General features: G+C 66.9%; 14 protein-coding genes. 7 read left to right on the top strand and 7 right to left on the bottom strand.

Going from position 1 to position 14,274, the window contains the following annotated elements; genetic code table 11:
• Nucleotides 1-6: 6 nt before the first annotated feature.
• The 6 genes from AU072_RS04475 to AU072_RS04450 form a co-directional block, all read right to left on the bottom strand.
• Complete coding sequence (locus tag AU072_RS04475; RefSeq protein ID WP_235629967.1) at nucleotides 7-417, bottom strand: nuclear transport factor 2 family protein; 411 nt, start codon at nucleotides 415-417, stop codon at nucleotides 7-9.
• A 67-nt stretch (nucleotides 418-484) separates the two neighbouring features.
• A complete protein-coding gene (locus tag AU072_RS04470) occupies nucleotides 485-1,663 on the bottom strand; it encodes a thiolase family protein (protein WP_064412647.1) in 1,179 nt (392 codons plus the stop codon).
• Nucleotides 1,663-2,085 carry a Zn-ribbon domain-containing OB-fold protein gene (locus AU072_RS04465; RefSeq protein WP_064412682.1) on the bottom strand — a complete coding sequence of 141 codons (423 nt, stop codon included), beginning with the start codon at nucleotides 2,083-2,085 and terminating at the stop codon, nucleotides 1,663-1,665. The genes AU072_RS04470 and AU072_RS04465 overlap by 1 nt, the downstream gene beginning before the upstream one ends.
• A 39-nt stretch (nucleotides 2,086-2,124) precedes the next feature.
• On the bottom strand, nucleotides 2,125-3,507 hold the full coding sequence (locus AU072_RS04460) for an aromatic ring-hydroxylating oxygenase subunit alpha (protein WP_064412646.1): 1,383 nt from the start codon (nucleotides 3,505-3,507) through the stop codon (nucleotides 2,125-2,127).
• Between the two features lie 20 nt (nucleotides 3,508-3,527).
• The gene (locus tag AU072_RS04455; RefSeq protein ID WP_064412645.1) at nucleotides 3,528-4,433 is read right to left on the bottom strand and encodes an SDR family NAD(P)-dependent oxidoreductase; all 906 of its coding nucleotides are present in this window, start codon (nucleotides 4,431-4,433) and stop codon (nucleotides 3,528-3,530) included.
• Nucleotides 4,434-4,498: 65 nt separating this feature from the next.
• The gene (locus AU072_RS04450) at nucleotides 4,499-5,395 is read right to left on the bottom strand and encodes an enoyl-CoA hydratase/isomerase family protein (protein WP_064412644.1); all 897 of its coding nucleotides are present in this window, start codon (nucleotides 5,393-5,395) and stop codon (nucleotides 4,499-4,501) included.
• Between the two features lie 81 nt (nucleotides 5,396-5,476).
• Here AU072_RS04450 and AU072_RS04445 point away from each other — a divergent pair, with 81 nt between their 5' ends.
• The 4 genes from AU072_RS04445 to AU072_RS04430 are packed head-to-tail and all read left to right on the top strand — an operon-like array spanning nucleotide 5,477 to nucleotide 9,494.
• Nucleotides 5,477-5,902 (top strand): SRPBCC family protein, encoded by a 426-nt coding sequence (locus AU072_RS04445; protein WP_064412643.1) that lies wholly within the window; start codon nucleotides 5,477-5,479, stop codon nucleotides 5,900-5,902.
• A 46-nt stretch (nucleotides 5,903-5,948) separates the two neighbouring features.
• Complete coding sequence (locus tag AU072_RS04440) at nucleotides 5,949-7,259, top strand: amidohydrolase family protein (RefSeq protein ID WP_064412642.1); 1,311 nt, start codon at nucleotides 5,949-5,951, stop codon at nucleotides 7,257-7,259.
• Complete coding sequence (locus AU072_RS04435) at nucleotides 7,256-8,449, top strand: acyl-CoA dehydrogenase family protein (protein ID WP_064412641.1); 1,194 nt, start codon at nucleotides 7,256-7,258, stop codon at nucleotides 8,447-8,449. Before AU072_RS04440 ends, AU072_RS04435 begins: the two co-directional genes overlap by 4 nt.
• Complete coding sequence (locus AU072_RS04430) at nucleotides 8,439-9,494, top strand: acyl-CoA dehydrogenase family protein (protein WP_064412640.1); 1,056 nt, start codon at nucleotides 8,439-8,441, stop codon at nucleotides 9,492-9,494. The genes AU072_RS04435 and AU072_RS04430 overlap by 11 nt, the downstream gene beginning before the upstream one ends.
• Before the next feature lie 25 nt (nucleotides 9,495-9,519).
• Here AU072_RS04430 and AU072_RS04425 read toward each other — a convergent pair whose 3' ends face one another.
• Complete coding sequence (locus AU072_RS04425; protein WP_064412639.1) at nucleotides 9,520-10,734, bottom strand: cytochrome P450; 1,215 nt, start codon at nucleotides 10,732-10,734, stop codon at nucleotides 9,520-9,522.
• Nucleotides 10,735-10,864: 130 nt separating this feature from the next.
• On the opposite strand from AU072_RS04425, the gene AU072_RS04420 reads away from it, so the two are divergent.
• Genes AU072_RS04420 through AU072_RS04410 form a run of 3 tightly spaced genes read left to right on the top strand, consistent with a single transcriptional unit; the run spans nucleotide 10,865 to nucleotide 14,273 of the window.
• Complete coding sequence (locus AU072_RS04420) at nucleotides 10,865-12,931, top strand: CoA transferase (protein WP_235629968.1); 2,067 nt, start codon at nucleotides 10,865-10,867, stop codon at nucleotides 12,929-12,931.
• A 2-nt stretch (nucleotides 12,932-12,933) separates the two neighbouring features.
• Nucleotides 12,934-13,158, top strand: a complete 225-nt coding sequence (locus AU072_RS04415) for a hypothetical protein (RefSeq protein WP_064412638.1) — start codon at nucleotides 12,934-12,936, stop codon at nucleotides 13,156-13,158.
• The gene (locus AU072_RS04410; RefSeq protein WP_064412637.1) at nucleotides 13,155-14,273 is read left to right on the top strand and encodes a thiolase family protein; all 1,119 of its coding nucleotides are present in this window, start codon (nucleotides 13,155-13,157) and stop codon (nucleotides 14,271-14,273) included. Before AU072_RS04415 ends, AU072_RS04410 begins: the two co-directional genes overlap by 4 nt.
• Nucleotide 14,274: the final 1 nt, after the last annotated feature.

Here is a 14,274-nt window from a genome sequence, read left to right as displayed (position 1 = left end):
ACCCCATCAGTCGACGTCGATGAGAAGGTGGGTGAGCCGAAGCTCGGCGATACGCCACACTCCGTCGCGTCGCACCCATCGGTCATGGTAATGACCGTAGGCAGTCAACCCCGTCCCGTTGTTCCACTTCACTCGCTCTTGAGCCGCCCAGATCACGCGTGCCTCATTCTCGTCGAGGTGAAACTCCGGGCTGTGCACCTGATGAACCGTGACCGCATCTGTCACCGACGTCTGCACTGCTTCGAGCGTGGCGTCGCGTCCGACGATCGGCGGCACCTCATCGCCGCCGCCTAGATCGAAGACGATGTCGTCGGTCATCAGCTCAGCCAACTCGGCCCAGTCCTTGGTGTCCAACAGCCGGCAGTATCTCGATTTGGCCTGCTCCAGCTCGAAACACGTCTGTAGGTCGATGTGCAAAGTGGCTCCTCTACGTTGACGAGAACATGCCTCAGGGTGTTCGAAGCACGGTGGATCTTCTGCCCACCTACAGCGTCCGTCGCAGCAGCATGGCTGTCGTTCCACTGTTGGCAGCCCCAACCCCGACCGCTGCCAGTGATACGTCGTCAACCTGACGGCCGCTTGCCTCGGCCCGGATCTGCAAACACGCCTCGTACAGGTGACCGAATCCGTGCAGCCGTCCTCCGGACAATTGGCCGCCCGCTGTGTTGATCGGCAGTTCACCGCCGAGCGAGATGCGTGCCGGGTCGGCAATGAAGTCGCCGGATTCTCCCACCTTGCAGAAGCCGAAATCTTCCAACCAGCACAGCACGAATACGCTGAACCCGTCGTACAACGAGGCGTAATCGACATCGGCCACGGTGAAATCCGTTCGGTCCCAGATGGTCGACCAACGCGAGCTGATCCGGGTGATGTCCTCGCCGCCCTCCCAGGTGAAGCGGTCGTGATGAGCGCAGTCCAGCGATTCGACCGTGACCGCGGGATGGTCCAGTGCTCGAGCATGCGCGGCCCGCGAGATGACGAACGCGGTCGCTCCGTCGCAGGCGATGTCGCAGTCGTACATGCACAGCGGCTCCGACACCATCCGCGCATTCAGGTAGGTCTCAACGTCGAGGGGGTCGGTGTATATCGCCGACGGATTTCGTCGCGCATTGGTGCGCTCGACAATCGCAATCGAGGCGAGCTGTTCGCGCGTGAGGCCGTATCGAATCATCCTGGCTCGCAGTTGCATTGCAGCCAGATTGGCCGCGGTGGCGCCGTAGGGCAGCTGCCAGGCCATCATCCCGCTCGGCCGGCCACCCCGCGCGCCGTAGCCCTGACGTCGGCCCGCGCCCTGGGCCGTACCCTCCCAGATGCTGCGCCAGCACAGCACATGGTTGGCCATGCCACCGGCGACGGCGAGCATCGCATCGACCACGGCGCCCAGCTGGCCCGGAGACTCCACGCCTCCGGCTACCCAATTCGGTTTGACGCCGAGCGCGTCGTGAATGTCGCGCAGCGATGCCCCCGAGAACCCCGGACCGGCCTGGGACGCACCCGGATACGTCGTCAACCCGTCGATGTCGGCGAGGGTGAGTCCTGCATCTTCGACGGCGGCCAGGCACGCGTCCGCGGTGAGTTGCAGGGCGTCTCGGCCCAGCCGCCGACCGATCTCGGACTGGCCGACCCCACTGATGACGACCTTCTCGGCAAGCGGTGAACCCATCAGAGGTCCGGTTCGAACAGCGGGATGAACACCTCGTCGTCTCCGTCGGTGTGCCGTTCGAACGTGACGCGCACCGGCAGTCCGACGGTGACGTCTTCCGGCCGCACGTTCACGATGTTCGTCAGCACCCGAACGCGGCTGTCCTCAACCGGATTCACGAACGCCACCAGGTAGGGCGGCGCGAAATCCGGGAAGAACGGATGCTCGTTGACGGTCCACGTTTCGACCCGTCCCCGGCCGCTGAGCGTCGCGTACTCGAGAACACCGTGATCGTGCGGGCAACGCAGGGCCGGCGGATGGACCAGGCGCTCGCAGCCGAGGCAGCGTTGCAGCCGCCAAGTGCCGTCGGAGCCGCCCGTCCAATAGGGCCGGTTCAGCTCGGTGAGCAGCGGCACCGGCCGCTGCTGTATCGCCTCATTCATCCCCGTCGCTTCGCTCGCCCCGGCACTCATCCCCGTCGCTCACCGCTCGTCGACGCCGAAGAGAAACCGATCGGCAATCGCGTGCTCGTTGCGGATCGTCATCTCCTGGGCGGTGTTCAGCCAGAGCCCCTCGAACCCGTTCGAGTGCATGCCCGCGTGGATCGCGGCGATGTTCTGCAGGTCCTGCGTGGGCAGTTCACCCCAGCCGTCATGATCTTGCCAGCGCTCGAACTCCTGCCAGTCGGTGTCGGGGACCTCACCGGGAGCGAAGTGTTCGAGCGTGAACATCTCGAAGGTGCACTTGTTCGGATCCGTCGCGTCGGGCAGCATCCGGTACCCGAGCAGACACGACTTCTCGACGAGGATGACCAACGTGGGAAAGATGTGCCAGTCGCCGTTGCCCGCGAAATACTCCTCCATCGACATTTGCGGGAAGTCGACACCTTCGGCCAGCGCCAGTTCCTCGCACATTTGGTGGTAAAGGACGAACGGCGGAATCTCGCTGGGCTCCATCGTCGCCAACCGTTGCGCGGCTCGGTAATCGCGCTCTGTGACAAGCGCGTTGACGCCGAGGTAGTTGTACTGCATCGCGTTCGCGAACACCTCCGGGCGGGAAGCCTGCTGCTGACGCCCTTTGTCGCGTTCGGTGGTCTCGGGACGCTGCGTGTAGATGAACCGGGAGTGGTTCTTGTAGGCGATTGTCGGCGTGTAGGGCGCGTAGACGTACTCCTGGGGTTGTGCGGGCTCGGTGCTCGGGTGAGGAGTGTTGGCGGTGCGCAACGTCTGCGGATGCGTGCCGGGCGTGTGGTAGCCCTCGATGAACGCATCGATGACGGTTTTGTAGTTGGCCGGCAGTGTCGTCCGCTTACGCCACCCATATCGCATGTCCTGCAGGCGAAACGGGGCCAGTGCGGTGGGCAGCGGGTCGAGCCAGTCGAGCAGGTCCGGCGGATCGGACGCCATGCTGATGAATACCCAACCGCCCCAGCTCCCGCCGTGGACCGGCGTCAAACCCCACTGTTCGCGCGGCCGAGGGGCGAACTCCTCACGGCACGGCACAAAGGAGGATCGGCCGTCCAGCGAGTAGCGCCAGCCGTGAAATCCGCACCGCAGGTCGCCCTCGGTAGCGGTGCCGGTATCGCAGACGATCTTCATCCCGCGGTGTGCGCATGAGTTGTAGAACGCCTTGATGCTGCGATCCTTCTGGCGCACCACCACGATCGACTGCCCGCCGATGCGGTACTCGTAGTAGCAGCCGGGGTCGGGTATCTCCTCCTCGCGGCAGGCGGGCTGCCAGACCGAAGAGAAGAGCCGGTCGAGTTCGAGTTGCAGGAACTCCGGGTCGATGTAGCGGCTCTTGGGGACGAAAGTCTCGCCGCAGGCGTACTTCTGCGGTACACGGTGGGTCGTCATCTCAGTCATTCGTCACCTCCCCCGTCGGGTCACTTGGTAGGGGGCTTGTCGAAGATGTTGGGCCACAGGACGGCCTCCTTGAACGACGTCTCGATCTCGGCGAAGGCAGTGGGGATGTCCCAGGTTCCGGTGGCCGAGACGAGCTCTCGCTCGACGACTGGGTTCGACATCAGGCTGATGCGGCCGTTTCCGGCAAAGATGACGCGCCGATTGAGCCAGTCGGACTGTGCGCTCGCCAGGTACACCACCGGGGGCACGCAGTTTCTCGGTGACAGACGCACGTTCGAATCGGAATAGTCCATGCTTCCACCGCCCTTGATGCCCTGCGTCATTCGGGTTCCGGCGATCGGCGCGATCGCGTTCGACGTGACGCCGTAGTTGCGCAGGGCGTTGGCGCAGGAGAAGGTGAGACCGACGACGCCCATCTTCGCGGCCGCATAGTTCGGTTGGCTGGGTGCGCCCTGTAGTCCGGACATCGAGGTGAAGTTGATCAGCCGGTACTGGCCGCCACGGTTCTCCCGCCACCATGCGGCGGCATGCCGGGTGATGTTGAACGTGCCCTTGAGATGGACGGCGACGACGGAATCCCAGTCCCGCTCGCTCATCTTGAAGACCATGCCGTCGCGCAGTATGCCCGCGGCGTTGACCACGACGTCCAGACCGCCGAGCGTATCGGCGGCGCGGCCGATCAAGTCCTCGCAGGAGGCGAAGTCAGTGATGTCGGTGGCGTCGGCGAACGCCTTGCCACCCTGCTGATTGATGGCCGCGGCCACCGCCTCCGCCGGCCCCGCGTCGTGTCCCGTGCCGTCGACCGCAACGCCGGCGTCGGAGACCAGGACGGTCGCCCCCTCGGCCGCCAAACCCTCGGCTACGGCGGCACCGATCCCTCGACCTGCACCGGTGACCAAGGCCGTCCGTCCGTCCAGCACACCCATTCGTCTCTCCTCACCGCACGTTCATCATACAAAACACAAACACAGTCTCTGTCTAATTGTTTTGTCTAGTCGAAGCCCCACTCCCGGTACCGGCGCTCGAGTTCGGCGAGCGCCTCACGGCCGCCCCTGGCCGACCGCTCCTTCATGAAGTTGAACTCGTCGTCCCGCCAGGACAGGTTGCTGAAAACGCTGTGCGCCATGGGAACCCAGTCCCCGAACTGCGCCATCCCCACCGCGTGCCAGAACGTGATCAACCCGTGCTTGCCGACCATCAGCCCGTCGGCCGAGTGGTGGGCGATCGCACGCGCGTAGCGCAGCGCCTCCTCACGGAGACCGTCGGCCGGCACGACCGACGCGGCCACCCCCCAGTCGCGCAGTTCCGCGGCGCGCACCTTCCGTCCGGTGATCATCGCCTCGTAGCCGCGGTTCGGACCCAGCTTGAGCAGGATCAACGGCATCGCGGTGGAGAACCCGGCGAACCCGATCCGCGCCTGCGGCCGCGCCAGGTACATGTCCTCGGAGACGACGAGGATGTCGGCGGCCAGCGCCAGGTTCATCCCGGCTCCCAGCGTCGCACCCTGGCACGCGGCGATGACCGTCTTCGGAAACTCCAGCCAATTGGTCAGGTGGCGGTGCAACCGGCGGGCATTGCCCATCCGCGCGGTCTGCGGCAGTTTTCTGCCCTTCTTCAGGCCGGCCTGTTCGACGGGCAGCCGCCGGACATCGTCGCCGCTGCAGAAGTCCTTGCCGTCGGCCGCGAGGATGACGACCTTCACCTCGTCGTCGGCCTCGGCGCGATCGAGGTGAGCCTTGAACAGGGCGTGCATGTCGGGCGACAGGATCGCGTTGCGGCGGTCGGGCCTGCTGATCGCGATCTGCGCGATGTGCGGTTCGACAAGTTCGTAGCGCACCCAATTCTCGTCGACCTCGAAATCGCCCGCGGACCCATCGTCAGCGCTCACGACACCCCGATTCCACCCGGCAGCACACTGCACATCTGAACATATTCCGCTCTATTGTTACATAGATGGTAGGGTCGCCACATGGCGTCGATCACGGTCAGCAAGGACGTCGCCGCGAGCGCCGAGGCGGTCTGGCGCCTACTCGCCGACTTCGCCGACGTCCGGTGGATTCCGGTGATCAACGACGTCGAGGTCGAAGGGGACGGGCCCGGCATGAGCCGCAGGATCCGCGGCTCCGCAGACGGTGAGCCGACGGTCGAGACGCTGTTGTGGGCACGGCCCGAGCAGAGACAGATCTCCTACCGGATCACCAACAACCCGCTGCCGGTAAGCCGCTTCGAGACCGTCGTCTCGGTCATCGGGTCCGGTGCCGACGGTTGCCGGGTCGAGTGGGACGTGGACTACGAACCATCCGGCGACGACGCCAGCGCGCGAGAGAGCATCGAATCGGTCTACGGGATGATGGCCGACTGGCTGGCGGCGGCGGCGGTGAACTCCACCGCATAGCTGGAACAGATATACATACTTTGTTCAATAGCCTAGACTGTTCCCGGTGATCGACCCTCTGGACCTCGTGCTGATCAGCGTCGACGACCACACTGTCGAACCACCCGACATGTTCAAGGACAGGGTGCCGTCGCGTTACGCAGACCAGGCACCAAAGATCGTGCAGGACAACAACGGCGTCTGCTTTTGGGAGTACGCGGGTCTGCAGATGCCCAACATCGGGCTCAACGCCGTGGCGGGCCGACCCAACGACGAGTGGGGCTTCGAACCGTCGCGCTTCGAGGACATGCGCACCGGCTGCTTTGACGTCGATGCCCGCGTCGATGACATGAACGCGGCCGGGGTGCTGGCCTCGTTGTGCTTCCCGTCTTTTCCGACCATCTCCGGGGCGCTGTTCACCTACCGCGGCGACCGCGACGTATCCGAAGTGATGGTCCGCGCCTACAACGACTGGCATCTGGAGGATTGGTGCGGCCGCCATCCGGACCGCTTCATCCCGCTGGGCATCCTTCCGCTGTGGGACCCCGTTCTCGCGGCCGGCGAGGTGGCGCGGCTCGCGGCGAACGGCTGTCACGCGGTGACGGTGCCCCAACACATCGGAAACTACGGGCAGCCGCCGTGGCAGGATCCGCAATGGGATCCGCTGTGGGAAGCGGTCTGTGAGCACGAGACTATCGTCAACATTCACATCGGCACCGGCGGCGGCGTTCCCGTCCCCTCCGACCAGACGACCTACCTCGCGTACAACTCGATGCTGGCCATCGACACCATGCGGTTCACCGCAGACCTGTTGTTCTCCCCCGTCGTCGTCAAGTTCCCCACGATAAAGTTCGCCCTCTCCGAAGGCGGCATCGGCTGGATTCCGTTCATGCTCGAACGGTTCGAAGACCTCTACGCCCGCCAGCGCGCGTGGACGGGTGACGACCTCGGTGACGGCCTGACCCCGACCGATGTCTTCCGCCGCAATTTCATGTCGTGCTTCATCCGCGACCGGGTCGGTGTCGAGATGCGCGACCGCATCGGCGTGAAGACCCTCTGCTGGGAAATGGACTACCCGCATTCCGACAGCAGCTGGCCGGACGCACCCGAGCAGCTCGCCGCCCAGTTGGAGGGTTGTTCGCCCGATGAGGTCGAAGACATCACCTGGCGAAATGCCGCGCGCGCCTTTGGCTATGACGCCGTCGAGCGTCTCGGGCGGCAGAACTGCACCGTGAAGGCGTTGCGCGAGAAGATCGCCGAACTCGATCTGTCCGCGCCGAAGGTCGATGCGGGCCGCGCCCCCAAGGCCGGCACCACCGCGATCACCTACGGTGACATGAAACAGCGCATGGCGTCGATCATCCGCGGCGGCACGTGACCGATCGTGATTACGGCGTCGTGCTCACCGACGCCGACCGGACCTTCCGCGACGAGGTGCGCGCCTTCCTGTCGTCGTCGCTGACCTCCGACCTGCTCGGCCGCGACGGAGACGAAACGGCTCGCCTCGACCGACTGCGGGAATGGCAGAATCGCCTGCACGTCGCCGGGCTGGCGGCCATCTCGTGGCCGACCGAATTCGGCGGGCGCGCCGCGACTCCCACCCAACAGCTCATCTTCAACACCGAGATGGCTGCCGTGCACGCCCCGGAACCGATCAACCGCAGCGCGATCAACCAACTGGGTCCGACCATCATCCAGTGGGGCACAGACGAGCAGCGTGCGCGTTACCTCCCCCGCATCCTGTCGGCGGAAGATGTCTGGTGTCAGGGCTTCTCGGAGCCGGAGGCCGGCAGCGACCTCGCGGCGCTCAAGACCAAGGCAGTCATCGACGGCGACGAACTCGTCATCACCGGACAGAAGATCTGGACGTCGAAGGCCTCCTACGCGAACCGGATCTACCTGTTGGCCCGGACCGACGCTACCGCGCCGAAGCGGGAGGGAATCAGCTACATCCTGGCCGAGCTGTCCACGCCGGGCATCGAGGTACGGCCGATTCGGCAGATCACCGGTGCCGCCGAGTTCAGCGAGGTGTTCTTCGACGCAGTGCGCGTGCCGCTGGCCAATGTGCTCGGACCGCTGCACGGCGGCTGGAAGGTGGCGAAGTCGACGCTGGGCTACGAGCGGGTTGGCCAAAGCCGCACGCACCGGATCGAGCGTCGCCTCGACATCCTGGTGAAGATGGCGCAGGAGCCGAATGCGCTGACCGACAGCGGGTTCGATGACAGCTATGTCGCCGACCGGATCGCCCGGTATGCGGCCCAGGTCGAGGCGTTACGTCAGATCGCCGCCCAGGCCACCGCTGCCGGTGTGCGGGGCGTCGCTCCTGGCCCGGAGGCCTCCGTCGCCAAGCTTCTCAGCTCGGAGGTGGACCAGTCGATGGCCAACTTCGGTGTCGAACTGTCCGGAGCGTCAGGGGTTTTGGAGCGCGGATCGCCCGGCGCCGCCAAGCGGGGCAACGTCGCCGCGAGCTACCTGCTGATGCGGGCGGCCACCTTTGGTGCAGGCACGTCGGAGATCCAACGCAACGTCATCGCCGAACGACTGCTGGGGCTGCCCCGTGACCCCTGATACCACCGTCTCCCTCGCCGAGATAGCCGACACGGCAGCCGAACTGGCCGAGCTGCGTCGCTCCGCACTCGACATCGTGGCCCGGGCGTGGTCGGTCGACCGCAGCCGCGCGCTTCTGGAAGGGCCGACCCCCGCGTTCGACGACGCGCTATGGGCGACCATCCGCGGGCTGGGCTGGCCCGACGTGCTGGTGCCCGAAAGCGGTGGCGGCGCCGGTGGCACCCTGCGCGAGCTGGCGGTGTTGACCGAGGTGACCGGATCGGTCGCGGCACCGCTGCCACTGGCCGCGACCGGGGCCGCGGCCTGGTCCGAGGGCCGAAGGGTCGACGGCGTCGCGCTCGTGGTTGCGGAGCCGGCCACGCTCGTCGGGCAGACGGTATCGGGCACATTCGACTGCGTCCCGTACGGCGCCGTCGCCACCCGCCTCGTCGTGCTTGCCCAGGCGGATGGCGGGCAGGTGCTGGGTGTCGTCGACCTCGCGGGCGCGGGAGTGCAGCGCACGCCGGTCACCCCCCTCGATCACGGCCCCGCGGCGCGCATCGGTCTCGACCGGGCGCCGCTCGAGACGATCGCCCGAGCCGGGGAAGCGGTCCGCCGCCATCGCGAAGCCGTCATGCGCATGCGCGTGGCGGAGGTGGCCGAGGTCGTCGGCGTCGTCGCCGCCGCGAACGAGGCCGCGACCGAGTACGCGAAGGTCCGCGTCGCGTTCGACCGGCCGATCGGCGCGTTTCAGGCGATCAAACATCGGCTCGTCGACCAGCGCGGGGCGATCGAAGTCGGTCGGGCGCTGGTCAATCGGGCCGCCGATGCCTGTGACCACGATCAGCCCGACGCGGAAGCGCTGGTGTCGCTGGCGGCTTTTTGGGCCATCGATGCGCTACGCGCCGTCCCGGAGGGGGCGATGCAGGTCTTCGGCGGCATCGCCTACACGTGGGAACACGACGCGCATGTGTACCTGCGGCGGGCCACCACGCTCATCGCGGCGTTGGGTTCGCGTGCGCAGCATCGCCGACTCGTCACCGACTGGCTGGCCGGACGCGGCTGATTCCGTTGTCGCGAAGCAGTACTCGTCAGCGGTAGTCGAGCGTGACGCCCAGCCGGTCGAAGGTGTTGACCAAGGACGACTCCCGCTTCACCCGCTGCCCCGTGACGCGAACTCGCTTCGCCCGCTTGATTACCTCGGCGAGCACGAACCGCGCCTCGCGGCGGGCCAGCGCCGCCCCCATGCAGAAGTGTTCCCCGACACCGAAACCGAGATGGCCGGACGCATCGGGGCGGGTGATGTCGAACTCGTCGGCCGTCGGGCCCCAGTGGTCGACGTCGCGATTGGCCGAGGCGTACGCCATCAGGAGGCCGTCGCCCGCGCGGACCGTCTTACCCCGCAGCTCGACGTCGGCGGCGGCCTGCCGGGCCATGCTCATCACGGGGGTCCACCACCGCATCGTCTCCTCGACGGTGTTCTCCGCCAGCGAAGGATCGGCGAACAGCGCCTCGGCCTGCCCGGGGTGCACATCGAGACAGTGAATGAGGCCGGCCAGCAGGCTCTGGGTGGTTTCGCTACCCGCAGCCAGCAGCGTCATCGCGTAGACCATGATCTGGATCTCGTTGAACGGTTCCCCGTCGATACTCACCTGCGTGAGCATCGTCAACAGGTCGTCACGCGGATCCTTCGCTCGCTCTGCGGCCAGCGCCAACAGGTAGGGCGCGATCTGATCGAAGATCAGCTGAAAATCCTCGTCGCTGGCCAGCCCGCTGCCTGCTTTCGCTATGGTCGTCGCCCACGACGCGACCTTTGACCAGTCCGACTCCGGCACACCGAGAAAGTGGGAAAAGATGTACACCGGAATCGGTTCTGCGATGTGCTCGACCCAGTCGAACTCACCGTCGGGCAGACTGTCGAACGCCTCAGCGACGACCTGCTGCACGCGATCCTCCATCTTGGCGACCGCCGCCGGGGTGAACCTGACCCCGATCGCCTTGCGATGCGCACGGTGGTCGGGCGGGTCCATGAACATGATCCCGCGACTTCCGAATCCCTGCGGGTCGACCCCTTGGCGATGCGCGATCAAATCCATCATGATCGCAATGCGCTCCGACTTGAACTTCTCCGGTCGCGCCGAGATCGCCTTGATGTCGTCGTACTTGGTGACGACCCAGAACTGACCTTCGTCGTACCAGTGCAGCGGATCCGTCTCGCGCAACCGCCGGAATGTCGCGTTGGGGTCGCCCTGGTAGAACGCGGGGTTATCGAAGCGGGCTTCCGACAGGCCGGCGATCGTCGACATATTATGAACAATAGAACACTTCATGTGAATCTGTGAACCCATGGCGCAGGACGAGCGCATCGGGTCACTGTGGACTCAACAGAACGAATAATGTTCAATTGTTCAGCAACCGCGGGAAGGAGCGCGCACGGTGAGCCAGGCACGTCCCACGACGACGGATGTCCTGGCCGGCGTCGCCGTTCTGCAGGTCGGCGATGGCGTCGCCGGCTCGGCCGCCGCCGCGCTCCTGGCGAGCCTTGGCGCCGACGTCGCCAGGATTCCCGGCGAGAACGCGCGTCGGGAGGGCCCACAGTTGGCGGCACCCGAGGGTCCGGTCGCTGCGGTCGACTTCGTGCTCGACCGCCGCAAGCGGATACTCGACCCCGCCGCCGACCCGGCCCAACACGCCCGCGACGCAGACATCGTCATCGTCGACGGCACAGCAGCCCCACCCGTCGACGGGCCCACGGTGGTGGTGACACTCACCCCGTTCGGCGCCGACGGACCACCGCACCCCGGAGGCGAACTGGTCGCCCAGGCCAGCGGTGGACTCCTCGCGACGATCGAGGACGGTGACGGGCGGCCAGTTCCAGCGCCGGGCTACGTCGCCCTCAAGTCCGCGGGAGCCGTCGCGGCACTGGCCGCGCTCCACGGACTGGACCGGCGCGACTCTTCGACACCTGTACGCGTCGACGTGTCGATCCAGGAAGCGGTCATTTACACCTCTGCTCTGCCGGAGTGCGCACATGTCATGTACCGATGTCCGGGTCGCGCGGGCAGCGGTCGGTACCTTGCACCGTCGGGGGTGTTTGCGTGCCGCGACGGGCTGGTGCGGATCACGGCGGTGGAGAACCATCAGTGGAGGGGCCTGTTGGCGGCGTTCGGACAGCCCGAATGGGCGGCCGGCCTCGACGACCGTCCCGCCCGGATCGAAAACGCCGGCCTGATCAATGCCAAGGTCACCGAGTGGACCCGCGACCGCGACAAGGCCGAATGCGCAGCCATCCTGCAGGCCAACGGCGTCCCCTCGACACCGGTGAATCTGCCCGGTGAGTTGCTGATGTCGCCGCAGCTGGCCCACCGGAAGTCGTTGACCACGGCGCGAATCGGGGACCGCGACGTCACCGTGCTGGGTCCGCCGTGGCGTACCGATCTCGGCGACAGCGGTCAACGCCGGACCGATGGCCTACGTGGGCTGCGCATCGCCGAGCTCACCCATGTCCTGGCGGGCCCGATCGTCGGCTCGCTGCTCGGCGCGATGGGTGCGACCGTGGTACGCCTGGAGGATCCCGACCGCCTCGACATCTACCGGCGCAGCGGTCCGTTCGCCGACGGGATCGCGGGGCTGGAACGCGGCGCCTATTACGCCGTGGCCAACCATTCCAAACGGAGCGTGCTGATCGACCCGGATCACGCAATCGACGACGTCGCCGCGGCACTGTCGCAGGCCGACGTCGTCATCGAGAACGTCGGGTCGTCCCGGCTGAATCGGCTGAACGTGTCACCGGAGCAACTGGCCGCGTCGGGGCGACTCGTGATGCGGGTGTCGGGCTTCGGATCGGACGGGCCGTTGGCCGGATATCGCGTGTACGCGAACAATGTTCAGTCCTACGGTGGCTTGGCGGGCCTGACGACGGGAGACGACGGGAAACCCGCGCGGCTGGGCACCGTGCTGGCCGATCCGTTGTCGTCCGTGGTGGCCGCGGTCGTCATCGCCGCGTGGGCGGTCGGACCGCGCGCCGACACCGGTGCGGTCGTCGACCTGTCGATGTCGGAGGTGGTCGCCTACACCGTCGCCGAATACCTCGCCGCGGCATCAGCGGAACTGGTGGACTCGGATTCGGCCGTGCGCCGCGCGGTGTACCGCAGCGCCGACGAGCGGTGGGTGGCGGTCGAGTCGACCGACGACGAGTCCATCGACACGGCCGAGCTCACCGCACAGATCGGGTCGTCCCGCGCCGAGGTCATCGCGACGAAACTCGCCGCCACTGGTGTCCGCGCCGCCGTCGTACGCAGCGCCGACGAACTGGTCGGCGACCCGCACCTGGCCGCACGTGGCTTCTTCCCCGAAATCGCTCACCCCGACCCGGATTTGCGCACCGGACGGCTGGTGAGTCTGCCGTGGCGGTTCGCCGGCGCGGGACCGCTGCCACTGACACCACCTCCCGCACTGGGCAGTACACCCTCCAGTGCGCTTTACGAGAGGACGACTGTCTGACGATGTCCGAGATCGCGACCGTGTGGTCATCGACTTTTGTGCCGTCGAAATCGCCCTACCCCGACTACGGTCGCGACGGCTACAGCGTCGCGTGGGTCGACACCCACACCGGCCGGTTCCAGGTTCTGGTCGACGGTGCCCGGCCCGCGCCGGGCGCCGTCGGTCGATTGATTCGCGCCACGCTCGGCGAGGACACCGTCGAGATGTTCGTGGCGGATCCGTCGTGACCGGCGTACACATCACCGGGGTCGGTGTCACCGAATTCGGCAAGCACGGCCAGACCCCGCTGGCCGACCTCGGCGTCGCCGCGGCCGAGAAGGCGCTGGAGGACGCGGGCGTCGGGTACGACGCCGTCGGCGAGGTGTTCACCTCCTCGGCGTTGGCAGGACCGCAGACCGGCATCGGTGTGGCACACCGGTTGGGCCGTACAGGAATACCGGTGACCGCGACCGAGAGTGCGTCCGCCGGCGGAATGGTCGCCCTGAGGCATGCGGTCTGGGCCGTCGCGTCCGGTCGCTGTCGCACCGCGCTGGCCATCGGGTACGAGAAGACCACCGCACTGGAACCGGGCGGAGTGGTCCCGGCCGCGGTCGGCTTCTGGGACCGCTTCCCACCGCAACTGCACTACGCCATCGAGGCCGCCCGTTTCCTGCACGACACGGGCTGCGGGCCAGACGTCATCGCCGCCGTCGCCGCCAAGTCTTACAACCAGGCCCGTCTCAATCCTCGTGCCGCACGCCGTAACCCGGACGAGGTGACGGTCGACGACGTGCTCGGCTCGCGGATGGTCGCCGAACCGCTGACCAAGATGATGTGCCACGCCTCGGTCGACGGCGGCGCGGCCATCGTCGTCTCGACAGATCCGGCACCGCGTTCGGTGTCGGTGCTGTCGATCGAGCAGACCAGCTGGCCGGCCGACCGCGACTGGCCCCTGGTCGGCCCGGTCGTGGGCCCACCCTCCCAGATCACCCTGACCGCCAAACGCGCGTACGCCAACGCGGGCGTGGATCCACAGGGCATCGGGGTGGTGTCGCTGCACGACATGTGCGCCAGCGAGGAGATCACCGCATTGATCGCCATGGGCCTGACCGACGCGGCCGGGGCGGTGAACCTTGCCGAGTCCGGGGGTCTGGCGTCGGACGGCTCCCTACCCACCAATACGGACGGCGGCTGCATCGCCCGCGGCCACCCGATCGGCGCGACCGGGCTGGCGCAGGCCGCCGAAATCGTCAGCCAGCTACGCGGAGAGGCGGGTCCGCGCCAGGTACCACAACCGCGAATCGGCCTCACACAGGCCGTCGGCGGTGGCGGCTCGTGCGTGGTTGCCCTACTGCGTGGGTGAT

Origin of the sequence: Mycolicibacterium novocastrense, from assembly GCF_001499835.1 — a bacterium.
Lineage (GTDB): Bacteria > Actinomycetota > Actinomycetes > Mycobacteriales > Mycobacteriaceae > Mycobacterium > Mycobacterium novocastrense.
Note: the sequence above shows the minus strand (reverse complement) of the source record. Positions and strands in the feature narration are given on the sequence as shown.

Bases quoted from the DNA above. Each gene is read 5' to 3' on its own strand.
- AU072_RS04445 (WP_064412643.1), top strand. From the start codon at position 5,477: ATGGCGTCGATCACGGTCAGCAAGGACGTCGCCGCGAGCGCCGAGGCG.
- AU072_RS04470 (WP_064412647.1), bottom strand. From the start codon at position 1,663: ATGGGTTCACCGCTTGCCGAGAAGGTCGTCATCAGTGGGGTCGGCCAG.
- AU072_RS04460 (WP_064412646.1), bottom strand. From the start codon at position 3,507: ATGACTGAGATGACGACCCACCGTGTACCGCAGAAGTACGCCTGCGGC.
- AU072_RS04455 (WP_064412645.1), bottom strand. From the start codon at position 4,433: ATGGGTGTGCTGGACGGACGGACGGCCTTGGTCACCGGTGCAGGTCGA.
- AU072_RS04415 (WP_064412638.1), top strand. From the start codon at position 12,934: ATGTCCGAGATCGCGACCGTGTGGTCATCGACTTTTGTGCCGTCGAAA.
- AU072_RS04425 (WP_064412639.1), bottom strand. From the start codon at position 10,734: ATGTCGACGATCGCCGGCCTGTCGGAAGCCCGCTTCGATAACCCCGCG.
- AU072_RS04465 (WP_064412682.1), bottom strand. From the start codon at position 2,085: ATGAATGAGGCGATACAGCAGCGGCCGGTGCCGCTGCTCACCGAGCTG.